Origin of the sequence: Mesorhizobium sp. CA14, assembly GCF_020165195.1 — a bacterium.
Taxonomy (GTDB): Bacteria; Pseudomonadota; Alphaproteobacteria; order Rhizobiales; family Rhizobiaceae; genus Mesorhizobium.
Genome location: NZ_JAIUHR010000018.1, coordinates 96,864 through 120,077, shown reverse-complemented (window position 1 = coordinate 120,077; position 23,214 = coordinate 96,864). Strand labels below are relative to the sequence as shown.

Here is a 23,214-nt window from a genome sequence, read left to right as displayed (position 1 = left end):
CCCCGCCCCCGAGCGCCGCGCGGTTGTCTACCTGACATGGATGGGCGTGGGGCCGGCGCTCCTGATCATGGTCGCCTCACTGTTTACCGGCACCGGCGAGTCCTGGGGCGCGACGATGTACAATCTCGTCGGCGCCCTGGCAATCGCGTTTCTGGGCCAGCGACTGGGACCTGTGGAATTGCGCCGGCTGATGGTGCTGGCCTTGCTATGCGTGGTCGGCGTATCGAGCGCCTATGCGGTGACCCGCTGGACGGGTTGTAACGTCCTCGGTCGCCTGCAGCCGATGTGCTGGCCGGCACGATCGATCTCGCAGACGGCCGAGGCGATCTGGCATGAGACGGTGCCAGGACCATTGGGCATCGTCGGCGGCGAGGACGGCGTGGCCCAGCTTGCCGGGCTGGAAGCAGCGGACCAGCCCTCCATCTTCACGGCTCTCGACAGGCGCCTTGCCCCCTGGATCACGGACCAGCGGCTGCGGGATCAGGGTATGCTGCTGGTGTGGCCTACGCGTTGGAGGCTCTCCCCGCAACAGCAGGCCTGGATTGCCGGCCTGCCGGTCAAGACGGTGCAGTTCGACTGGTCGCTCAAAGCACCGCCCTTGCAGATCAGCTTTGCCGTCATTCCGCCCGGCCGAACCAATTTCCCGGGCGACCCGCCCGGACCGCCCGATCCGGAGTGACAGCGGTTCGAATCGAACCCGCCCACCTGAATTGAGACGGCGCCGGCATCACTGCCAGCGCTTCAATGATGGGCGTCAAGCCTCTGTTCAGGCGTTGGCCGCCTGCTTGTGCTGCACCGGGTGGCTCTTCTTGAGCAGGTCCGACACCAGAAAGGCAAGCTCGATCGCCTGGTCGGCGTTGAGGCGCGGATCGCAATGGGTATGGTAGCGGTCCTGCAGGTCCTCCGCCGTGATGGCGCGGGCGCCGCCCGTGCATTCGGTCACGTTCTTGCCGGTCATCTCCACATGGATGCCGCCCGGATGCGTGCCCTCGGCGCGGTGCACCTCGAAGAAGGTCTGCACTTCCTTGAGGATGCGATCGAACGGCCGCGTCTTGTAGCCCGCCGCCTCGATCGTGTTGCCGTGCATCGGGTCGGACGACCACACGACGTTGCGGCCTTCCTTCTTCACAGTCCGCACCAGCTTCGGCAGGTGCTCGGCGACCTTGTCGGAGCCGAAGCGAGCGATCAGCGTCAGCCGGCCCGGCTCGTTCTCGGGATTGAGCAGGTCGATGAGTTCGATCAGGCCATCCGGCGTCAGCGACGGACCGCATTTCAGGCCGAGCGGATTTTTGATGCCGCGGCAATATTCGATATGCGCATGGTCCGGCTGGCGGGTGCGGTCGCCGATCCAGATCATATGGCCGGAGGTTGCGTACCAGTCGCCGGAGGTCGAATCGACGCGTGTCAGCGCTTCTTCATAGCCAAGCAGCAGCGCCTCATGGCTGGTGTAGAAATCGGTCTCGCGCAACGCGAAGTTGGTTTCGGACGTGATGCCCACCGCGCGCATGAAATCCATCGTCTCGGTGATGCGGTTGGCGAGCGATTCGTATTTTTCTCCCTGCGGGCTGTCGGCGACGAAGCCGAGCATCCAGCGATGCACGTTCTCAAGGCTGGCATAGCCGCCCTGCGCGAAGGCGCGCAGAAGGTTGAGTGTCGCGGCGGACTGGCGATACGCCATCTCCTGGCGCGCCGGATCCGGAATGCGCGAGGAGGCGTCGAATTCGATGCCGTTGATGATGTCGCCGCGGTAGCTCGGCAGCGTCACGCCGGCCTTGGTCTCGTTGTCGGACGAGCGCGGCTTGGCGAACTGGCCGGCGACGCGGCCGACCTTCACCACCGGCTGCGCGCCGGCGAAGGTAAGCACCACCGACATCTGCAGGAAGACGCGGAAGAAGTCGCGGATGTTGTCGGCGCCATGTTCGGCAAAGCTCTCGGCGCAGTCACCGCCCTGGAGCAGGAAGGCTTCGCCGGCGGCTACCGCCGCCAGTTGCTTCTTCAGCTTGCGCGCCTCGCCGGCAAAGACCAGCGGCGGATAGGTCGCAAGCCGCGCTTCCGTGGCTTGCAAAGCCCCAAGGTCCGGGTAGGCCGGGACCTGCTTGATCGGCTTTGCTCTCCACGAATTCGGCGACCATTTCGTCATCGCTGCACCCAACGCCCTTTCGGAGCAACCCCAGGGAAAATGTGAAAATTTCCGTCCGGAATTGCGTCAAACAAACCGGCGAGCATGCTTGCCCGCCATTCCAGCCTCGATCCGAGGTCGCGGCTCCTTACACGAAGCCGATTACCTATTCTAGCCGGGTTTTTCAGTGGTGGCGAATGCGTTGAGCTGCTCGGCTTCCCACTGTGGACGTCGTTAGGCGGCTTTGTCGACCAGCCGGGCCAATTGCGTCATCACCACCGCCGATCCCGCCAGCCGCTTTTCGGCGTTCGGCCAGTCTCGTATGAAGACGACGCTGTGGTCGGCCCTGATCTTGGCCAGCGAGCCCTGCTCGCCAATGAACTTGACCAGCCCGACCGGATCGGGGAACTCGCGCTTGCGGAAATGGATGACGACGCCCTTCGGGCCGGCATCGAGCTTCTCGACATTGGCCTTGCGGCAGAGCGCCTTGATGAAGACGATCTTCAACAGATGCGTCACCTCTTCCGGCAGCGGCCCGAAGCGGTCGATCAGCTCGGCGCCGAAGCCGTCGATCTCCTCGGTGGTCTCGAGGTCGCCAAGACGCCGGTAGAGCGCCATCCTGAGCTGCAGGTCGGGGACGTAGCTTTCCGGGATCATCACGGCGGTGCCGACCGCGATCTGCGGCGACCAGCCGCCGTCCTGCACTTCGCCGGTGTCCTTCACCTCGGCCACCGCCTCCTCCAGCATCTGCTGGTAGAGCTCGAAACCGACCTCCTTGATATGCCCCGACTGCTCTTCGCCAAGCAGATTGCCCGCGCCGCGTATGTCGAGGTCGTGGCTGGCGAGCTGGAAGCCGGCGCCGAGCGTGTCGAGCGACTGCAGCACCTTCAGCCGGCGCTCGGCCGTGTCGGTCAGCTTGCGGTTGGCCGGCAGCGTGAACAGCGCATAGGCGCGCACCTTGGAACGGCCGACGCGGCCGCGCAGCTGGTAGAGCTGCGCCAGGCCGAACATGTCGGCGCGATGGACGATCAGCGTGTTGGCGGTCGGGATATCGAGGCCGGATTCGACGATGGTCGTCGACAGGAGCACGTCGTACTGGCCGTCGTAGAAGGCGTTCATGATGTCGTCGAGCTCGCCCGGCGGCATCTGGCCATGGGCGACCGCGACCTTCAATTCCGGCACGGATTCCTTCAGGAAATCGTGGATTTCGGCCAGATCGCTGATACGCGGCACGACATAGAAGGAATGGCCGCCGCGATAGCGCTCGCGCAGCAGCGTCTCGCGGATGACCAGCGGATCGAAGGGCGAGATGAAGGTGCGCACCGCCATGCGGTCGACCGGCGGCGTGGCGATCAGCGACAGCTCGCGCACGCCCGTCAGGGCCAATTGCAGCGTGCGCGGGATCGGCGTCGCCGACAGGGTCAGCACATGCACGTCATTCTTGAGCTCCTTCAGCCGCTCCTTGTGCTTGACGCCGAAATGCTGCTCCTCGTCGATGATCAACAGCCCCAGATTCTTGAACGAGATTGAGCTGCCGAGCAGCGCATGCGTGCCGACGACGATGTCGACCGTGCCCTCCGCGATGCCTTTCTTGGTTTCGGCCAGTTCCTTGGAGCCGACCAGGCGCGAGGCCTGCGCGATACGGATCGGCAGGCCTGAGAAGCGCTGCGAGAAGGTCTTGAAATGCTGGCGCGACAGCAAGGTCGTCGGCACGACGACCGCCACCTGGAACCCTTCCATGGCCGCGATGAAGGCGGCGCGCAGCGCCACTTCCGTCTTGCCGAAGCCGACATCGCCGCAGACCAGCCGGTCCATCGGTTTGCCGGCGCCGAGATCGTCCATGACCGCGTCGATCGCCGTCTGCTGGTCGTCGGTCTCCTCATAGGGGAAGCGCGCCGCGAACTCGCCATAGAGCCCCTCGGCCGGGATCAGGGCAGGTGCGGCACGCATCTGCCGCTCGGCGGCGATACGGATCAGCTGCCCGGCCATGTCGAGCAGGCGCTTCTTCAGCCTTGCCTTGCGCGCCTGCCAGGCGCCGCCGCCCAGCTTGTCGAGCGTCGCCTCGGCCGAATCCGAGCCATAGCGCGAAAGCAGCTCAATGTTTTCCACCGGCAGGAAGAGCCGGTCGTCGCCCGCATAATGGATCTCGAGGCAGTCATGCGGCGCGCCCACCGCCTCGATGGTGCGGAGCCCGACGAAGCGGCCGATGCCATGGTCAGCATGGACGACGATGTCGCCTGCCGACAGCGACGACGCTTCGGCGATGAAATCGGAGGCCTTCTTCTTGCGCTTGGAACGCCGAATGAGCCTGTCGCCGAGGATGTCCTGCTCGGCGACGACGACCAGATCGTCGGTCTCAAAGCCGGATTCGAGCGGCAGCACGGCAAGGCCTGCCTGCCCCGGCTCCAGCTTTTCGACCTCGGCCAGCGTCGCGACAGGTTTCAGATTACCGAGATGGTGCTCCGCGAGAATTTGCCCGAGCCGGTCGAGCGAGCCTTCGGTCCAGCCGGCGACGACGACACGGCGACGCGCCGCGCGCTCGTCGGCAATGTGTTTTACGACGACGTCGAAGACATTGATGTTCGGGTCGGCGCGTTCCTCCGCGAAACTGCGGCCCTGCCGCGAGCCGCCATGGAACACCTTTTTGCCACCGACATCCGGCGCGTCGAAAACGGTGAAATCGATGTCCTCGCGCGGACCGAGCGACGCCTTGAGGTTTTCGGGCGAGAGATACAGCAGATCCGGCGCCACCGGTTTGTAAGGTACGGCATCCTTGAGCGCGCTGTCGGCCTGCTTCCGCCGCGCCTCGTAATGATCGAGGATCAGCGTATGCCGCTCGGCCAGCGCCTCATGCGCCAGATGGTCGAAGACCACAGGCGCGTCCGGCAGATAGTCGAATACCGTTTCCAGCCGCTCGTAGAAGAAGGGCAGCCAGTGCTCCATGCCGGCAAAACGGCGGCCTTCGCTGACCGCCGCATAGAGCGCGTCGTCGCGCGACGGCGCGCCAAAGGCTTCGATGTAAGAGCGGCGGAAGCGGCTGATCGTCTCCGACGTCAGCGCCACCTCGCTCATCGCCTGCAGCGACATCGACTTGCGCTGCCCGGTGGTGCGCTGGGTCGCCACGTCGAACACGCGGATCGATTCCAGCGTGTCGCCGAAGAAGTCGAGTCTGAGCGCCTCGCTCCAGCCGGGGGCGAAGAGATCGAGGATGCCGCCGCGCACCGCGAATTCGCCGAGGCCGCGCACGGTCGGCACGCGCTCGAAGCCGGAGATCTCCAGCCGCGCGATTAGCGCGTTCATATCGATCTGGTTGCCGGGCCTGGCATGAAACGTCTGCGCTTCGATCAATTCGGCCGGCGGAATGCGCTGCAGCAACGCATTGGCGGTGGTGAGGATGACGGCGCGATGCGGCTTCTTGGCCAGCGCGATCATGGCCGAAAGCGCATCGAGCCGCCGCGCCGCGGCATCGGCGCCGGGCGACACACGATCGTAAGGCAGGCAGTCCCATGCCGGCAGTTCCAGCACCGGCAGGCCGGGCGCGGCAAAGGCGAGCGCCTCGATGATCGCCGGCAGCCGCTGGCCGTCGCGGGCGACGAACAGCACCGGCTTGTCGGGCGCGATCTCCTGCGCGGTCCGGACCAGGGCGAAGGCTTCGTAGCCGTCGGCGACGCCATCGACGATGAACTGGCCGGCGCGGCCCTTGGGCAGGCCGATTGTAGGGATAAGGCTCATGGATCGGCGTTTTTCAAAATGTCATGGTCCGGGGCGACGCCAGGATCTTTTGCAGCACCGCGCAATCGATATCGGGCGGAACCGGGCGCTCGCCGGTGACCATCGGGAAAAATTCGGTGTCGGGAATTTCGAGAAGTCTCTCATATTGGTCGATTTCATCGCCGGTCAAGGCGCCGATCTCGGCGTCGGCGAAGGAACCGAGGATCAGGTCCATCTCGCGCATGCCGCGGTGCCAGGAGCGGAACAGGAGCTTGCGGCGGCGGGCGTCCAGCCCCTCGCTTGATCGCTGTGTTCCGGTCATGTCGCCGCATCCTGTCCAAAGCGGCGCATATAGCGTGGATAGAGAGCGGTGTCAGCCTTTGCGCTGCCCACGTCGCGACATAAGCTGACATGATGCGTCCCACCATCCTCGATCCCCTGTTCGTCCCGATCACCTCGCTTGCCGGCGTCGGCCCGAAAGTCGGTCTGCTGATCGAGCGTGTCGTGCCGGCCGACCTCGGCGATCGCGCGGCGCGCGCGGCCGACCTGTTGTTCGTGCTGCCCAACACCGTGATCGACCGCCGCAACCGGCCCGGCATCGCGCTGTCGGCTGAAGGCCAGATCGTCACGCTCGAGGTGCGCGTCGACCGCCATCAGCCGCCGCCCCGCGGCAACAGGTCGGTTCCGTACCGGGTCTACGCCCATGACGACACAGGCGAGGTCGCGCTGACCTTCTTCCATGCTCATGCCGCCTATCTGCAGAAGATGCTTCCCGAGGGCGAGCGTGTGGTGATCTCGGGTCGCATGGAATGGTTCAACGGCCGCCCGACCATGGTCCATCCCGACCATATCGCGCCGATCGACGAGGCCGAAGGGCTGCCGCTGGTCGAGCCGGTCTATCCGCTGACCGCCGGCCTCTCGGCAAAGGTGCTGCGCCGCGCCATCGGACAGGCGCTGGCGCGCCTGCCGGAAATGCCGGAGTGGCAGGACGACGCCTTTATGCGCCGCCGCACCTTCCCGACCTTCGGCGACGCGCTCGCCCGCATCCATTATCCCAAGGACCCGATCGACGTTGCCGTCGAAGGCTCGGCCTGGCGGCGCCTCGCCTATGACGAATTGCTGGCCGGGCAGGTTTCGCTGGCGCTGGTGCGGGCGAGAATTCGCCGCCTCTCTGGCCGGCCGCTTACCGGCGACGGCCGCATCGTCGAGAAACTGCGCGCCGCCCTGCCCTACGAGCTCACGCCCAGCCAGGAATTCGCGCTTGGCGAGATCAACGCCGATCTCGCCGATCCCGAACGCATGCTGCGCCTGCTGCAAGGCGACGTCGGCTCCGGCAAAACCGTGGTGGCGCTGCTCGCCATGGCGCGCGCGGTCGAGGCCGGCGGCCAGGCCGCGCTGATGGCGCCGACCGAAATCTTGGCGCGCCAGCATCTGGCGACGATCGCGCCGCTGGCGGAAAAGGTCCGCCTGCGCCTTGCCATCCTGACCGGGCGCGAGAAGGGCCGCGAACGCACGGAGACGCTTGCAGGTCTCGCCGGGGGCGCGATCGACATCGTCGTCGGCACGCATGCCCTGTTCCAGGAAAGCGTGACGTTTCACGACCTGGCGCTGGCCGTCGTCGACGAGCAGCACCGCTTCGGCGTCCACCAGCGCCTTGCGATCACCGCCAAGGGCGACGCGCCGGACATGCTGGTGATGACGGCGACCCCCATCCCGCGCACGCTGGTGCTGACCGCCTTCGGCGACATGGACGTCTCGAAGCTCACCGAGAAGCCGGCCGGCCGGCGGCCGATCCGCACCGTCACCTTGCCGATGGAGCGGCTGGATGAGTTGGTCGGACGCATGCTCGATGCCGTCGCCGATGGCCAGAAGATCTACTGGATCTGTCCGCTGGTCGAGGAATCCGAAGAGATCAAGCTGATGTCAGCGGAGGACCGTTTTGCTTCGCTGAAACCGCTCTTCGGCGATCGGATCGGCCTCGTACACGGCCGCATGAAGGGTGCGGAAAAGGACGAGGCGATGCGCGCCTTCAAACAGGGCGAAACACGCATCCTCATCGCCACCACCGTCATCGAGGTCGGCGTCGACGTGCCCGATGCCACGATCATGGTCATCGAGCATGCCGAACGCTTCGGCCTTGCCCAGTTGCACCAGTTGCGCGGCCGGGTCGGGCGCGGCGACAAGCCGTCGTCCTGCGTCCTGCTCTACAAGGAGCCGCTCGGCGAGACGGCAAAGCGCCGGCTTTCGGTCATGCGCGAGACCGAGGATGGCTTCCGTATCGCCGAGGAGGACCTGAAGCTGCGCGGCGAAGGCGAGTTGCTGGGCACCCGCCAGTCCGGCACGCCAGGCTTCCAGGTGGCGCGCCTCGAGTTCCATGCCGATCTGCTCGAAGCCGCGCGGGACGACGCACGGCTGATCCTGTCGCGCGACCCGGAACTGCAATCCGAACGCGGCGAGGCGCTGCGGCTGCTGCTTTACCTGTTCGGCCGCGACGAGGCGGTGCGGCTGCTGCGCGCCGGCTGAGCGGCGCCAATCGCCGGGTTGGCGAGGCCGCCTTCGACGGGCTCGCCATTCAGCGTCACCAGCTTGGCCTTGACCTCCGGCGCCACCATGCCGGCAGAAACGATCAGCTTGGCGCCGTCCTCGATCGACATGTCGAGCGGCACGATCTCGGATTTATGCACATACATCAGAAAGCCGGTGGTCGGGTTGGGCGTGCAGGGCATGAAGACCGCGATCAGCGGATCGCCTTCCTGGTCGAGCTTCTGGTTGATCTCCGTTTCCTTGTCGCTGGCGACGAAGACCAGCGACCAGACGCCTTTGCGCGGATATTCCACCAAGCCGACCTGGCGGAACATGTCGCCCTTGTTCGACAGCACCGTCTCGAAAATCTGCTTCAGCGAGCCATAGATGCCGCGCACCAGCGGCATTCGGCCAAGCAGTCGCTCGCCGAAATTGACGATGGCGCGGCCGACGATGTTCGCCGTCAGGAAGCCGATCAGCGTGATCAGCACCAGCGCCACGATCAGGCCGAAGCCCGGAACCGGGAACGGCAAATAGCTGTCGGGATTGTAGCGGGCAGGGATATAAGGCTTTACCCAGGAATCGACCCAGCCGATCAGCGACCAGGCGATATAGACCGTGATCGCCAGCGGCGCGCAGACGATGAAGCCGGTCAGGAAATAGTTCCTTAGCCGGGTCATGCCAGAGGTCTTCAGGGCGTCGGACATGAGTTCACCGCGGCGCAGGTTGCAACGCTGAGATTAGTGAACCGCGAGCCGGTTTGGAACTGCGAAGTTTTTAAAGAGCGGCCTCCTGCTGAGGCAGCATACCCCTGCCTACTCCACCGTCACGGACTTCGCCAGATTGCGCGGCTGGTCGACGTCGGTGCCCATGAAAACGGCGGTGAAATAGGCCAGCATCTGGATCGGCAGCGCGTAGATGATCGGCGAAATGATCTCCGGCACCTCGGGCAGGATGATCGTCTCCATCGTCTTGATGCCGGCCTGCGCCGCGCCCTTTTTGTCGGTGATCAGGATGATCTTGCCGCCGCGCGCCGCCACTTCCTGCATGTTCGAGACGGTCTTTTCGAAGATGCGGTCATGCGGCGCAATCACGATCACCGGCATGTTCTCGTCGATGAGCGCGATCGGCCCATGCTTGAGCTCGCCGCCGGCATAGCCTTCGGCGTGGATGTAGGAGATTTCCTTGAGCTTCAGCGCCCCTTCCATGGCCAGCGGGAAGTTGGTGTCGCGGCCGAGATAGAGCACGTCCTTGTAGCGCGAGAGCTCGCGCGAGATCCGCTCGATCTGCTCGTCGAGCTTCAGCACCTGGGTGGCGTAGCGCGGCGCCTCGGAAAGCTGGCGCACCAGCTGCTTTTCCCGATCGGGCGAGATCGTGCCGCGCGCCACGCCCGCGCGGACCGCGAGCGCAGCCAAGACCGATAGCTGGCAGGTGAAAGCCTTGGTCGAGGCAACGCCGATCTCCGGCCCAGCAAGCGTCGGCAGCACGACGTCGGATTCGCGCGCCATGGTCGATTCGCGCACATTGACGACAGCGCCGATCTTCATGCCGGCCTTGCGGCAATAGCGCAGCGAGGCCAGTGTATCGGCGGTCTCGCCCGACTGCGAGATGAAGAAGGCGGCATCATTGGCCGAAAGCGGCATCTCGCGGTAGCGGAACTCGGAAGCGACGTCGATATCGACCGGCAATCGCGCATAGCGTTCGAACCAGTATTTCGAGATCAGCCCGGCCAGATAAGCGGTGCCGCAGGCCGAAAGCGCCAGACGGCCGATCCTGGCGAAGTCGAAGGGCAGGTCGAGCGGCTTCGACTTGCCGGAAACGAAATCCACGTAATTTGCCAGTGTGTGCGAGATCACCTCCGGCTGCTCATGGATTTCCTTTTCCATGAAATGCCGGCGATTGCCCTTATCGACCATGAAGCTGGTCGACAGCGACTGCTGCCGCTTGCGGTCGACTTTGTTGCCGTCGATATCATAGATGGTGACGCCGTTGCGGCGCACTTCCGCCCAGTCGCCGTCTTCCAGATAGGTGACCGCATTGGTGAAAGGCGCCAGCGCGATGGCGTCGGAGCCCAAAAACATCTCGCCCTCGCCATGGCCGACGGCCAGAGGCGGGCCGTTGCGGGCGCCGACGATCAGGTCCTCGTCGCCCTTGAACATGATCGCCAGCGCGAAAGCGCCCGAGAGGCGCCTCAACGCCGCATGCGCGGCTTGCACCGGCCTCAGTCCCTTGGCGAGTTCGCGCGCCACCAGATGTGCGACGACCTCGGTGTCGGTCTGCGAGGAGAAGGAGTAGCCGTCGCGGGTGAGCTCGTCGCGCAATTCGGCGAAATTCTCGATGATGCCGTTGTGGACGATAGCGACGCCTTCGGAAAAATGCGGATGCGCGTTGGTCTCATTGGGCACGCCGTGCGTCGCCCAGCGCGTGTGGCCGATGCCGATAGTGCCGTCGAGCGGTTCGTCCTTCAGCCGGCGTTCGAGGTTGACGAGCTTGCCTTCCGCGCGGCGGCGGCCGAGCTCGCCCCTCTCTATGGTGGCAACGCCGGCCGAGTCATAGCCGCGATATTCAAGCCGCTTCAGCGCGTCGACGATGAGCGGCGCGACCTGCTCTCGGCCCACGATTCCAACGATACCGCACATGGCGCTTGCCCCCGATTCCCAGCAAAAAACCCAGCGTTATCTATGGATTGCCGGGCCGTGGCGAAAGTCACTTTGCGTTTCGTTCCGTGTCAACCGGAACCCTGTTCGAGGACCACCATGGCAGAGGGCCATTGCGATCCAGTTACCGCAATTGCTCGGTTTTTCGGCCGCTTCAGCGCCGGAGCGTGCACGCGCATTGCCGTTCGTCTCCGCTATAAGGTGCTGCTGCGGTGGCGAGTATCATTTGCCGCGGCGGTGCGTCATCCTCCAAATGACGATCCACGCTGGATCGCGCAAGCCGGCATTGAGACGCGGCCCGCGCTGCCGCTGTTCTTCCTGATCCTCAGTCCCTGAAGCGCTATTCCGCCGCAGCCTTCTTCCGCGCCGCGGCGGCCGAGGCGAAGCGCTCGCGCAATTCCTTGCCCTTGCCGGGGATCGTCTTCTGGCGCGCGCGGCCGAAGGCCAGCGCATCGTCGGGCACGCTTTCGGTGATCACGCTGCCGGAAGCGATGTACCCGCCCTTGCCGATCGAGACCGGCGCCACCAGCGAGGAATTCGAGCCGACAAAGACGCCCTCGCCGATATCGGTGAAGAATTTCGAGTAGCCGTCATAATTGCAGGTGATGGTGCCGGCGCCGATATTGGCCGCGGCACCCACGCGTGCATCGCCGATATAGGTCAGGTGGTTGACCTTGGCGCCCTCTTCGATCGTCGCCTGCTTGACCTCGCAGAAATTGCCGACCTTTGCCTTGTTTCGAAGATCCGCGCCCGGCCTGAGCCGCGCGAACGGCCCCACATCGCAACTTGATGCGATCGTTGCGCCCTCGATATGGCTGAAAGCATGGATCTTGGCGCCAGACGCGATCTTAACGCCCGGCCCGAACCAGACATTCGGCTCGACGATCGTATCAGTGCCGATCTCGGTATCGTGCGAGAAATAGACGGTTTCGGGCGCGATCAGCGTAACTCCGGACAGCATCGCCTCGCGCCGGCGGCGCGCCTGCCAGATCGCTTCCGCTTCGGCGAGCTCGGCCCGGTTGTTGATGCCGAGCGCGCTTTCGAAACTCGCTTCCGTCGCCACCACGTCGAGCCCTTCCGCGCCGGCGATCTCGACGATGTCGGTGAGGTAGAATTCGCCCTTGGCGTTCTTTTTGCCGACCTTGTCGAGCAGCCGCAGCGCATGCTTGCCCGCAACAGCCATCATGCCGGCGTTGCAGAAGCCGATCTTCTTCTCCTCGTCGGAGCAGTCTTTTTCCTCGCGGATCGCGATGAGATGACCGTCCCTTTCGATCAGCCGGCCGTAGCCGGCCGGGCTTGGCGGACGGAAGCCGATGACCGCGACGGCGGCGCCCTCCGCCAGCTTCTGCCGTGCTGCGGCCAGAGCCTGCGCATCGATCAGCGGCGTGTCGCCGAACATCACGAGAATATCGTCATAACCCTTTGATATCGCTTCACGCGCGGCGAGCACGGCATGCGCGGTGCCGAGCCGCTTCTCCTGCACGAAAGTCTCCGCCTTTGGCGCGAATTTCTGCACCGCCTTGCGCATCTCTTCCGCCCCGTGGCCGATCACCAGCGCCACGCCGGTCGCGCCGGCAGCCTCAGCGGCCTTCACGACGTGAGCCACCATCGGCAGGCCGGCAATGGCATGCAGCACCTTGGGCATCGCGCTTTTCATGCGCGTGCCTTCGCCGGCAGCGAGGATGACGGACAGGCAGGATCTCTGGCTCATGGATGGGCAACCGTATGAAAAAGGTTTGAATCAACGCATGTTAACAGCGCAGGCCATTCTGCACCAATGCGGTTAAATTCCGGTGAGATAGGTCGAGCAGCTGACTTTTAATCAGTAGGTATGCGGTGAAATCGGGCAGCCGCTCCTACAACAGCCCGTGCTTCTTGAACTCCGCCTGTTCATCGCCGGAGATCCAGCCGAACACCTTTAAGCTGCCATCGCGCCGTTCGACGAGATAGTCGACCTCGGAGTCGATGGTCACGGGGCGTTTCTCCTTGCGCTCGTAGTCGCCGGACCATTGCACCTTGGCCACGCAATGATCCTGATCGATTGGGGTCACCGAGACATCCTTGCAGGTCATCCTTTTGCTGCCCAGCGCGCGATAGGCCTCAAAACCCTTCTTCATGGTGTCTTTCAGCTGCTGGCCGTTCTCGCCCGCCATGATGCCGGCCGGCGTCACCGAGACGAAGCCGGTCGAATACAGTGCGCCGACATCGTCCATGTCGACGTTATCGGCGATCGCATCGTTGTAGACCTTCTCATAGGTCTTGAAGAATTTCTGCACGTCCGCCTTGGCTATCATTTCCGCCTCGCTGCAACTATTTGCGCACAAGCTTCTAACGCCCAGCTTTCAGCCGTCGTTCCGGGGCGGCGGCAGCAGTTATCCCAGCCTTCCAAGCACCGGAAAATTCTCCAGCAGCCAGTAGGACGCGCTCTGCACACCGCCGGTGAGGAAAAACACGCCGGCGACGACCAGCAGAGCGCCGATCGCTTTCTCGACACGGCCGAGATGGACGCGGAATTTGCCGAGGAAGCGCATGAAGGCGCCGGAAAACAGCGCCGCGATCAGGAACGGGATGCCGAGGCCAAGTGAATAGGCGGCAAGCAGAAGCGCGCCTTCGCCCACGGTCTCGCGCCCGCCGGCCAAAGTCAGGATCGGCCCCAGCACCGGGCCGATGCAGGGCGTCCAGCCGAAGGCGAAGGCCAGCCCCATGACATAGGCCGCGATCATGCTGGCCGGCTTGCCCTGCGACTGGAAGCGCGCCTCGCGCGACAAAAGCGGAATGCGCAGGATGCCAAGGAAGTTCAGGCCCATGATGATGATCAGCGCGCCCGCCGCCATCGCCAGCGGTTCCTGCCAGACGCGCAGCAGCCGCCCGATGGTCGAGGCGCCCGCGCCGAGCGCTACGAACACGGTGGAAAAGCCGAGCACGAAGGCCAAAGAGGCATAAAGCAGCGCTCCGCGCGCGCCCTCCTTTGCCGTGACACTCTGATTGCCGCGGAAATCGTCGACGGAAACGCCGGCCATGTAGCAGAGATAGGGCGGCACCAGCGGCAGCACGCAAGGCGACAGGAACGAGATCGCCCCTGCCCCGACCGCGCTGACATAGCCGATGTCCAATGCCATCCAATGAGTCCCGATTGTGCTGGCGTCGATATAGCGATGCGGGCACGCCCCTGCCAATCACCATTGTGTGGCACGTCGCCGCTTCGCCGCAGGAAGAAACAGGCATCCCAATGCGTTGACCGGACAAGCGCGCGACTGCCGTGCGCTTGTTTCAGGGAGACTATCGTGAAAGCAATCGCACTCGGGTTTGCCGCGCTACTGCTGGGCACCGCCGCATCCCAGGCCGCCGAAGCCTGGAAGGAAGCCGAAGCGGGCGGCACCAAGATCTATACCGACGCCAAGGGCATGACGCTCTATACCTTCGACAAGGATGAGAAGGGCAAGTCCAAATGCTATGACAAATGCGCCGCCAACTGGCCGCCGCTGAAGGCCGAGGCAGGCGCCAAGGCGGACGACGAATGGACGATCGTCGAGCGCAAAGACGGCACCAAAATGTGGGCCTATGACGGCAAGCCGGTCTATACCTTCGTCAAGGACAAGAAGGCCGGCGACATGACCGGCGAAGGCGTCGCCGGCGCCTGGCACGTGGTCAAGGCCGACTGAGGCAACGCTGTTGAATGCTCCGGCTGCCGGCTGCCTTGATCCGGCAGCCAGTCGTCTTTTACCGGTCGTCCGCCCGGTTCGAGGCGCGCAGACATCCATCCCCAAAAAATGTGATCTTTGCCATACACTCTAAGAGTGTATCGTCCGCGGCCTCGTCCCAAATTGGCCGCTTCCCCTTGACCGATTGCAAAAGCACGGCCATGTGAGCGACGAAAAGAGTGGGATTTCGTCGTGCGTCGCGGAGTTCTTCCGCCACCTCACAGCTGATTAAGAGACCTCATGGACGTCGTCGTCGTCGAATCGCCGGCCAAGGCGAAGACAATCAACAAATATCTGGGCAAGAACTATAAGGTTCTGGCCTCGTTCGGCCATGTCCGCGATCTGCCGGCCAAGGACGGCTCGGTGCGGCCCGACGAGGACTTCGCCATGTCCTGGTCGGTCGACACCGCGTCCGGCAAGCGCCTCGCCGACATCGCCAAGGCGGTCAAGGATGCCGATGGGCTGATCCTCGCCACCGACCCGGATCGCGAGGGCGAGGCGATTTCCTGGCACGTGCTCGAAGTCCTGAAGCAGAAGCGCGCGCTGAAGGACAAGCCGGTCAGCCGCGTCGTCTTCAACGCCATCACCAAGGCCTCGGTGCTCGATGCCATGGCTAATCCGCGCCAGATCGACGCGCCGCTGGTCGATGCCTATCTCGCCCGCCGTGCGCTCGACTATCTCGTCGGCTTCACGCTGTCGCCGGTGCTGTGGCGCAAGCTGCCGGGCGCCCGTTCCGCAGGCCGTGTGCAGTCGGTGGCGCTGCGCCTAGTCTGCGACCGCGAATCCGAGATCGAGCGCTTCATCCGCGAGGAATACTGGCAGATCGCAGCCATCCTCGGCACCCCGCGCAACGACAGTTTCGAGGCGCGGCTGACCGCCTTCGCCGGCAAGAAGCTGCAGAAGCTCGATATCGCCAACAAGGCGCAGGCCGACGACATCAAGGCTATGCTCGAAGGCGCGACCTTCAAGGCATTGTCGGTCGAAGCCAAGCCGACAAAACGCAATCCCGGCCCGCCCTTCACCACCTCGACGCTGCAGCAGGCCGCCTCGTCAGGCCTCGGTTTCTCGGCCAACCGCACCATGCAGGTGGCGCAAAGACTCTATGAAGGCATGGATGTCGGCGGCGAGACCGCCGGTCTCATCACCTATATGCGAACCGACGGCGTGCAGATGGCGCCTGAGGCGATCGAGGCCGCCCGCAGCGCCATCGTCAGTGAGTTCGGCGCGAAATACCTGCCCGAAAAGCCGCGTTTCTACACCACCAAGGCCAAGAACGCCCAGGAAGCGCACGAGGCGATCCGGCCGACCGATTTCAAGCGCACGCCGGCTTCCGTTCGGCAATATCTCGATGCCGACCAGGCCCGGCTCTACGAGCTGATCTGGAAGCGCGCCATCGCCAGCCAGATGCAGCCGGCCGAGATCGAACGCACCACGGTCGAGATCGAGGCGGTCAACGGCGCCCGCACCGCGGAACTGCGCGCGATCGGCTCCGTCGTCCGCTTCGACGGCTTCATTGCCGCCTATACCGATCAGAAGGACGAGGACGCCGAGGACGAGGAGAGCCGCCGCCTGCCCGAGATCCGCTCCGGCGAGCAGCTTGCCCGTCAGGCGATCAACGCGACCCAGCACACCACCGAGCCGCCGCCGCGCTACTCCGAGGCGTCGCTGATCAAGAAGCTGGAAGAGCTGGGCATCGGCCGTCCCTCGACCTACACCGCGATCCTGAAGACGCTCGAGGACCGCGACTACGTCACCATCGACCGCCGCAAGCTGGTGCCGCAGGCCAAGGGTCGGCTGCTCTCGGCCTTTCTCGAAAGTTTCTTCGAGCGCTATGTCGAGTACGACTTCACGGCCTCGCTCGAGGAGAAACTCGACGAGATTTCCGACGGCAAGCTCGCCTGGAAAGACGTCCTGCGCGACTTCTGGAAGGATTTCTCCGGCGCCGTCGACGACATCAAGGAACTGCGCGTCGCCGACGTGCTCGATGCGCTCAACGAAGAGCTCGCGCCCCTGGTCTTCCCGGAGCGCGAGGACGGTTCCAACCCGCGCATCTGCCCGAAATGCGGCACCGGCAATCTCTCGCTGAAGCTCGGCAAGTTCGGCGCATTTGTCGGCTGCTCGAACTATCCCGAATGCTCCTACACCCGCCAGCTCGGCGACGCCGCCAATCCCAATGGCGAGAACGGCAATGGCGAGGACGGCGTCAAGCTGCTCGGCAAGGATCCTTACACAGCCGAGGAAATCACGCTGAGGAGCGGCCGTTTCGGCCCCTATATTCAGCGCGGCGAAGGCAAGGAGGCCAAGCGGTCGAGCCTACCCAAGGGCTGGACGCCCGAGTCGATCGACCACGAGAAGGCGCTGGCGCTGCTGGCCCTGCCGCGCGATGTGGGAAAACATCCCGAAACCGGCAAGATGATCTCGGCCGGCCTCGGACGCTACGGCCCATTCGTGCTGCATGACGGCACCTACGCCAATCTGGAGAGCATCGAGGACGTGTTCTCGATCGGCCTGAACCGCGCCGTCTCGGTGATCGCCGAGAAGCAGCAGAAGGGCAAGGGCGGCCGCAATGGCGCCACGCCGGCGGCCCTGAAAGAGCTTGGCGACCACCCCGATGGCGGCGGCAAGATCGTTGTGCGCGACGGCAAATATGGTCCCTACGTCAATTACGGCAAGGTCAATGCGACGCTGCCCAAGGGCAAGGACCCGCAATCGGTGACGATGGAAGAGGCGCTCGCCCTTATCGCCGAAAAGGAAGCCAAGGGCGGAGGCGGCAAAAAGCCCTTCCGCAGGGCGGCGAAGAAGGGGTAGCAGGACGTGGCGCGCAGGATCTCCGCAAGACGCCACGGCGATCCGCGCCACGCCGACACCAGGGCCAAGGTGGTCAAGGACGATTACCGGCCCTCGCGTGACGAGATCCTGCGCTACATCGCCGAAAATCCGGACCGCTCCGGCAAGCGCGAGATCGCCAAGGCCTTCGCGCTGCGCGGCGGGGATCGTGTCTGGCTGAAAGACATGTTGCGCGACCTGCAGGACGAGGGTCTGCTAACCAAGGAGCGCAAGCGCCTCAGCCGCGCCGGCGCCGTGCCACACGTCGCCGTGCTGGATATTTTCGGCCGCGACGACGACGGCGTGCTCCTGGCCAATCCGAGCGAATATACCGGCGCCGGTTCTCCGCCCGTCATTGCCATCCGCATTTCGCGCAGCGCCAGCGGCCCCGTGCCCGGCATCGGCGACCGTGTGCTCGCAAAAACCTTCCCGACCGACGATCCGTCGGGCCCTGCCTATACCGGGCGGGTGATGAAGATCTTCGAGAAGCGCAGCGACGCGGTGCTCGGCGTCTTCCGCGTGCTGAAAGACGGTACTTTCCGCATCGAACCGGTCGAACGGCGCCAGCCGGAGCTGATCGTCGACAAGGAATTCCAGAACGGCGCCAGGAACGGCGACCTCGTCGAGGTCGAGCCGGCGCGGGCATCCCGTTACGGACTGCCCAGGGCAAAAGTGCTGGCGGTGCTGGGATCCTTGAGCAGCGAAAAGGCGGTCTCGATGATCGCCATCCACGCCCAGGACATTCCCCATGTCTTCCCGGCGGACGTGATTGCCGAGGCCGAAGCGGTGAAACCGGCGACGCTCGATCACCGCGAGGATTGGCGCGACCTGCCGCTGGTGACCATCGATCCGGCCGATGCGAAAGACCATGACGACGCGGTCTTCGCCACGTCCGACACGGACGAGAAGAATCCCGGTGGCGTTGTGATCACGGTAGCGATCGCCGATGTCGCAGCCTATGTCCGCTACGGCACGCCGCTCGACCGCGCAGCCTTGAAGCGCGGCAATTCGGTCTATTTCCCGGACCGCGTCGTGCCCATGCTGCCCGAACGCATCTCCAACGACCTCTGCTCGCTGCGCGAGGGCGAGGATCGTCCGGCCATCGCCGTGCGCATGACCCTCTCCTCGGAAGGCCGCAAGCTCAGGCACTCCTTCCACCGCGTCATGATGAAATCGGCCGCCAAGCTCGCCTATCCGCAGGCGCAGGCCGCGATCGACGGCATTCCCGACGACAAGACGCGGCCGATCCTCGATGGCGTCCTGAAGCCGCTCTGGGACGCCTATGCCGTGCTGAAGCGCGGCCGCGACTCCCGCCAGCCGCTGGAACTCGACCTGCCGGAGCGCAAGATCCTGCTGAAGCCCGACGGCACGGTCGACCGCGTCATCGTGCCGGAGCGCCTCGATGCGCATAAGCTCATCGAGGAGTTCATGATCCAGGCCAATGTCGCGGCGGCCGAGACCTTGGAGGGCAAGAAAGAGCCCCTCGTCTACCGCATTCATGACGCGCCGTCTCTCGCCAAACAGGAATCGCTGCGCGAATTCCTGCAAACACTCAGCCTGTCGCTCGCGCGCGGCGCGCAGATGCGGCCCAGCCAGTTCAACGGCATTCTTGAGCGGGTGCGCGGCGCCGACAACGAGGCGCTGGTCAACGAAGTGGTGCTGCGCTCGCAGAGCCAGGCGGAGTATTCGCCGAAGAACATCGGCCATTTCGGCCTCAACCTCAGGCGTTACGCGCATTTCACCTCGCCGATCCGCCGCTATGCCGATCTGATCGTACACCGCGGGCTGATCGCGGCGCTTGGTCTCGGTCCCGGCGGCCTGACGCAGCAGGAGGCGGACCGGCTGGAAGAGGTCGCCGCGCTGATCTCGGCCACGGAACGCCGCGCCATGGCAGCCGAGCGCGATACGGTAGACCGGCTGATCGCCGCCTATCTCGCCGAGCGCATCAACGACACCTTCGACGCGCGTATTTCCGGCGTCACCAAGGCGGGACTCTTTGTCCAATTGCCGCAGTATGGCGCCGACGGCTTTATTCCGGTGTCAACTCTGGGCGGCGACTACTATATCTACGACGAAACCGCCCGATCGCTTTTCGGGGAACGCACCGGCAAAGGCTATCAGCTTGCCGATCGTGTCGAGGTTCGGCTGGTCGAGGTCGCGCCGATGGCCGGCGCGATGCGTTTCGAGATGCTGACCGACCCGAAGCCCCTGCCCGGCTCGAGGCGGTCGTTCCACAAGGCCAAGGGCCGCGCCCGCGCGTCGCAATCGCGCGTCGGTCCGCGCGGCAGGAGACGGTAATGCCAGGTAACTTCCAAGTGGAAGAACAGGTTTTCGGCGGTGAGCACCATTCGGGCCGCGTCGCGCGTCCGCTGTGGACGGCGATGAAGCGCGGCTTGCTCGGTCGCTGCCCCCATTGCGGCAAGGGAAAGCTGTTCCGCGCGTTTGTGAAGCCCGCAGACAAATGCGAGGTCTGCGGCGAGGAACTGCACCACCACCGCGCGGACGACCTGCCTGCCTATCTGGTCATCGTCATTGTCGGCCACATCGTGGTCGGCTCCTTCATGGCGGTGGAGGCGACCACCACGCTGTCGACCTGGCAGCATGCGCTGATCTGGGTGCCGCTGACCATTATTCTGGCCGTCGCGCTGCTGCAGCCGGTCAAGGGCGCCGTCATCGGCCTGCAATGGGCACTCTATATGCACGGCTTCGGCGACGAGAAGGACGAATTCGAGAGCCTTTCATAAGCCAGGTCGCACCGCTGTTCGCCCTGGTTCAAAAGCCGCGACGCGCAAGCCACTTTCACATCGAGGAAGTTTCCGCTAGGTCGGGCGCATGGAAGGAATGACCAAGGCGGATGTCGACAAGCTCGATAAAGGCTTGGCCGTGCGCAGCGGCCGGGCGCTGCGTCCGCGTGATGCCGCGACCCTCATTCTGCTCGATCGCCGGGACCAGGACGTCCTGGTGCTGATGGGCCGGCGCCATGCCGGGCACGCGTTCATGCCCGGAAAATTCGTCTTTCCCGGCGGCCGCACCGATCCCGCGGACAGCCGCATTCCTGTCGGCGCGCCTCTGCGCGGCGAAGAAGAGAAAAAGCTGGTCGCCGGCCCCGGCCAAGCCAGCGCGGCGCGGGCGCGGGCAATCGCCCTGTCGGCGATTCGCGAGACCTATGAGGAAGCCGGCCTGCTGATCGGCCGTAAGGGCGCCTTCTCGACCGCGAAGCGCGACTGGCAGGGTTTCGCCGAACATGGCGTGGTCCCCTCGCTGGACGTGCTCCGCTTCATCGCCCGCGCCATCACTCCGCCCAATCGCGTGCGCCGTTTCGACACGCGTTTCTTCAGCGCCTGGCGCCACGACGTTGCCGTGGAACTGCCCGGCGGCGGTCCGACCAACGAGTTGGAGGAACTCGTCTGGCTGCCGCTTGCCGATGCCCGCAAGGCCGATATCCCCGACATTACCGGCATGATCCTGGAAGAACTGGAAAGTCGGCTTGCCGACGATCCCTTGCTGCGGCCGGGGGGCGCCGTGCCGTTCTTCCGGCTCGTCCGCAACCACTTTGTCCGCGAAGTCCTTTAGAAGCAGAGCATTTTGATCCCATGACGGTCGATACCCAACAACAGGGCGACGAACGCGTACACTGGCTGCCGATGGTCGCGGCGATCTCCTCGATCAGCGTCGTCGGCATCGCCATCGGCCTCGGCATGCCGCTGCTCAGCGTCATTCTGGAAAGCCGCGGCCATTCGGCTTCGATGATCGGCCTCAACACCGCCGTCGCCGGCCTCGCCTCGATCGCCGGCGCGCCTTTGGCCACGCCGCTTGCCATGCGGCTCGGCGTCGCCTGGACGATGCTTTTGATGATCGCCATCGGGGCGCTCGCCTTCGTCGGCTTCCATTTTGCGCCGGATTTCTGGATGTGGTTTCCGCTCCGCGTCGCCCTGCACATCTCCCTGACGGTGCTGTTCATCCTGTCGGAATTCTGGATCAGCACCTCCGCCCCGCCGAACCGGCGCGGCCTTGTGCTTGGCATCTACGCCACCGTTTTGTCACTCGGCTTTGCCGCCGGACCCTGGCTGTTCGCCCATCTCGGCAGTTCGGGTTTCCTGCCATTCGGCGTCACCATAGCGCTGGTGACACTTGCCGCCATTCCGGTGCTTGCGGCCCGCAACGAGAGCCCGAGCATCGTCGCCGACAGCGAGACCAGCCACTTCCTGCGCTACATCTGGCTGGTGCCGACGGCGACCTTCGCCGTGCTTGTCTTCGGCGCGGTCGAGACCGGCGGTTTCTCGCTGTTCCCCGTCTATGGCAGCCGGATCGGCTATTCCGAGGCGGACGCAGCGCTTCTGCTGACCATGATCGGGCTTGGCAACGTGCTCCTGCAGATCCCGATCGGCATGATCAGCGACCGTGTCTCGGACCGCCGCTACCTGCTTCTGGCCTGCGCGACGGTCGGGCTCATCGGCACGGTCTTCATGCCCTTCTTCGCGCAGAACTGGCATCTGATGGCGGCCCTTCTGTTCGTCTGGGGCGGTGTCGTCGCCGCCATGTACACGATCGGCCTTGCCCATCTCGGTTCCCAGCTCTCCGGCCATGAACTGGCATCGGCCAATGCCGCCTTCGTGCTTTGCTATGGTGTCGGCATGGTGCTGGGTCCGCAGGCGATCGGCATCGGCATGGATGCCTTCGGCCCATCCGGCTTCGGCTGGTCGCTGGCCTTTTTCTTCGCCGCCTACATGGCTCTGATCCTGGTCAGGCTGGTGCGCAAGATTCTGTAGGCAAATGCCGCTGAAGTATCGGGCATCCTGACATCACCATGTCAGCAGCACCCCGCTATAACCTGCCTCTGACGCGAGGTAGGAGAATTGCGATGGTCGACAGCGGCTTTGAAACCAGATCCCTCAGGATGGAACTGCTTCTGCTCGTCACATTCCAGGCGCCGGCCGCCGATGTCGAGCGTATCATGGAGGCCGTAGTGGCGATCACGCCGCTGCGCATGGGCAAGTATGACGCCAACGCCTATCAATCGGCGCAAGGCATCGAGCGCTACCGGCCGCTCGAAGGCGCCGCGGCCGGCGCGGAGACCGAACTTCGCCGACGGCCCGGCACCGTCGAAGTGTCGTTCGAGATCGCCGACGACCAGGCGCTCGCCGCCCGTGTCGCCGAGGCGATATTCCAGGCCCATTCCTATCAGGAGCCCGTCATCCGCATCCAGCCGCTGCTCGCCAGCCGTTCCAAGGGTCTTGACGACCGCGCCAATCCCAACCGCTGGTGGAACACCACGGGCGACTGGAAAAAGGCGGGGCAGGTGATCGGAGAGCACGCCTGAAGCGGTGAAATCAGCCATGCTTAAATGAGGTAAGCATGCTTAAATGAGGTAAGGAAGGGCTCGGGCTTGACTTTCTGGGCGCGTTCTTTATGTGTCGCGCCAAGTTTCCCGCGTCCGGGTGTTTTCCCCGTGCTCCAGCGGCCAAAACTCCACGAACATTAACGGACGAACATCATGGCCAAAGCCGCAAATATCAAGATCAAGCTTCTGTCGACCGCCGACACCGGGTTCTTCTACGTCACGAGCAAGAACAGCCGTACCAAGACGGACAAGCTCTCGTTCCGCAAATACGATCCGGTCGCCAAGAAGCACGTCGAGTTCAAGGAAACCAAGATCAAGTAATCTGGTCATCCTGAA

18 protein-coding genes and 1 pseudogene are annotated in these 23,214 nt (G+C 64.5%); 11 read left to right on the top strand and 8 right to left on the bottom strand.

Annotated elements, in window-relative coordinates; genetic code table 11:
- Nucleotides 1-679: pseudogene (locus LB565_RS19180) on the top strand (glycosyltransferase family 39 protein); the annotation flags it as partial.
- An 87-nt stretch (nucleotides 680-766) separates the two neighbouring features.
- Here LB565_RS19180 and LB565_RS19175 read toward each other — a convergent pair.
- From LB565_RS19175 to LB565_RS19165, 3 genes are all read right to left on the bottom strand, one after another.
- On the bottom strand, nucleotides 767-2,140 hold the full coding sequence (locus LB565_RS19175; protein WP_224586690.1) for a class II 3-deoxy-7-phosphoheptulonate synthase: 1,374 nt from the start codon (nucleotides 2,138-2,140) through the stop codon (nucleotides 767-769).
- A gap of 213 nt (nucleotides 2,141-2,353) precedes the next feature.
- The gene (mfd, locus tag LB565_RS19170) at nucleotides 2,354-5,851 is read right to left on the bottom strand and encodes a transcription-repair coupling factor (RefSeq protein ID WP_224586689.1); all 3,498 of its coding nucleotides are present in this window, start codon (nucleotides 5,849-5,851) and stop codon (nucleotides 2,354-2,356) included.
- Between the two features lie 13 nt (nucleotides 5,852-5,864).
- Complete coding sequence (locus tag LB565_RS19165; RefSeq protein WP_224586688.1) at nucleotides 5,865-6,152, bottom strand: succinate dehydrogenase assembly factor 2; 288 nt, start codon at nucleotides 6,150-6,152, stop codon at nucleotides 5,865-5,867.
- Nucleotides 6,153-6,244: 92 nt separating this feature from the next.
- Between LB565_RS19165 and recG the strand changes: the two genes are divergently transcribed.
- Nucleotides 6,245-8,353, top strand: coding sequence for an ATP-dependent DNA helicase RecG (gene recG / locus LB565_RS19160; RefSeq protein ID WP_224586697.1), 2,109 nt, complete (start codon nucleotides 6,245-6,247; stop codon nucleotides 8,351-8,353).
- Here the strand turns inward: recG and LB565_RS19155 are convergent.
- Together LB565_RS19155 and glmS are read right to left on the bottom strand one after the other, a co-directional pair.
- Nucleotides 8,305-9,060 carry a DUF502 domain-containing protein gene (locus tag LB565_RS19155; protein WP_224586687.1) on the bottom strand — a complete coding sequence of 252 codons (756 nt, stop codon included), beginning with the start codon at nucleotides 9,058-9,060 and terminating at the stop codon, nucleotides 8,305-8,307. The two genes, recG and LB565_RS19155, sit on opposite strands and share 49 nt — an antisense overlap.
- A 108-nt stretch (nucleotides 9,061-9,168) precedes the next feature.
- Nucleotides 9,169-10,992 carry a glutamine--fructose-6-phosphate transaminase (isomerizing) gene (glmS, locus tag LB565_RS19150; RefSeq protein ID WP_224586685.1) on the bottom strand — a complete coding sequence of 608 codons (1,824 nt, stop codon included), beginning with the start codon at nucleotides 10,990-10,992 and terminating at the stop codon, nucleotides 9,169-9,171.
- A gap of 117 nt (nucleotides 10,993-11,109) precedes the next feature.
- On the opposite strand from glmS, the gene LB565_RS19145 reads away from it, so the two are divergent.
- A complete protein-coding gene (locus LB565_RS19145) occupies nucleotides 11,110-11,346 on the top strand; it encodes a hypothetical protein (protein WP_224586683.1) in 237 nt (78 codons plus the stop codon).
- A 4-nt stretch (nucleotides 11,347-11,350) separates the two neighbouring features.
- On the opposite strand, the gene glmU is transcribed toward LB565_RS19145, so the two are convergent.
- The 3 genes from glmU to LB565_RS19130 all read right to left on the bottom strand — a co-directional run bounded on the left by glmU (nucleotide 11,351) and on the right by LB565_RS19130 (nucleotide 14,129).
- A complete protein-coding gene (glmU, locus tag LB565_RS19140; RefSeq protein WP_224586681.1) occupies nucleotides 11,351-12,721 on the bottom strand; it encodes a bifunctional UDP-N-acetylglucosamine diphosphorylase/glucosamine-1-phosphate N-acetyltransferase GlmU in 1,371 nt (456 codons plus the stop codon).
- A gap of 145 nt (nucleotides 12,722-12,866) precedes the next feature.
- Nucleotides 12,867-13,304 carry a nuclear transport factor 2 family protein gene (locus tag LB565_RS19135; RefSeq protein WP_224586679.1) on the bottom strand — a complete coding sequence of 146 codons (438 nt, stop codon included), beginning with the start codon at nucleotides 13,302-13,304 and terminating at the stop codon, nucleotides 12,867-12,869.
- A 78-nt stretch (nucleotides 13,305-13,382) separates the two neighbouring features.
- Nucleotides 13,383-14,129, bottom strand: a complete 747-nt coding sequence (locus tag LB565_RS19130; protein ID WP_224586677.1) for a cytochrome c biogenesis CcdA family protein — start codon at nucleotides 14,127-14,129, stop codon at nucleotides 13,383-13,385.
- A 165-nt stretch (nucleotides 14,130-14,294) separates the two neighbouring features.
- On the opposite strand from LB565_RS19130, the gene LB565_RS19125 reads away from it, so the two are divergent.
- From LB565_RS19125 to rpmG, 8 genes are all read left to right on the top strand, one after another.
- Nucleotides 14,295-14,672: a hypothetical protein gene (locus tag LB565_RS19125; protein ID WP_224586675.1), complete on the top strand. Its 378-nt coding sequence runs from the start codon at nucleotides 14,295-14,297 to the stop codon at nucleotides 14,670-14,672.
- 279 nt (nucleotides 14,673-14,951) lie between these two features.
- Complete coding sequence (gene topA / locus LB565_RS19120) at nucleotides 14,952-17,519, top strand: type I DNA topoisomerase (protein ID WP_224586673.1); 2,568 nt, start codon at nucleotides 14,952-14,954, stop codon at nucleotides 17,517-17,519.
- 6 nt (nucleotides 17,520-17,525) lie between these two features.
- The gene (gene rnr, locus LB565_RS19115; RefSeq protein WP_411970670.1) at nucleotides 17,526-19,835 is read left to right on the top strand and encodes a ribonuclease R; all 2,310 of its coding nucleotides are present in this window, start codon (nucleotides 17,526-17,528) and stop codon (nucleotides 19,833-19,835) included.
- Nucleotides 19,835-20,281, top strand: coding sequence for a DUF983 domain-containing protein (locus tag LB565_RS19110; protein ID WP_224586671.1), 447 nt, complete (start codon nucleotides 19,835-19,837; stop codon nucleotides 20,279-20,281). Before rnr ends, LB565_RS19110 begins: the two co-directional genes overlap by 1 nt.
- A gap of 88 nt (nucleotides 20,282-20,369) precedes the next feature.
- On the top strand, nucleotides 20,370-21,110 hold the full coding sequence (locus LB565_RS19105; protein WP_224586669.1) for an NUDIX hydrolase: 741 nt from the start codon (nucleotides 20,370-20,372) through the stop codon (nucleotides 21,108-21,110).
- A 20-nt stretch (nucleotides 21,111-21,130) separates the two neighbouring features.
- Nucleotides 21,131-22,306, top strand: coding sequence for an MFS transporter (locus LB565_RS19100; RefSeq protein WP_095765107.1), 1,176 nt, complete (start codon nucleotides 21,131-21,133; stop codon nucleotides 22,304-22,306).
- 92 nt (nucleotides 22,307-22,398) lie between these two features.
- On the top strand, nucleotides 22,399-22,857 hold the full coding sequence (locus tag LB565_RS19095) for a hypothetical protein (protein WP_224586667.1): 459 nt from the start codon (nucleotides 22,399-22,401) through the stop codon (nucleotides 22,855-22,857).
- Between the two features lie 174 nt (nucleotides 22,858-23,031).
- A complete protein-coding gene (gene rpmG, locus LB565_RS19090) occupies nucleotides 23,032-23,199 on the top strand; it encodes a 50S ribosomal protein L33 (protein WP_006201775.1) in 168 nt (55 codons plus the stop codon).
- The last annotated feature ends 15 nt before the right edge of the window (nucleotides 23,200-23,214 follow it).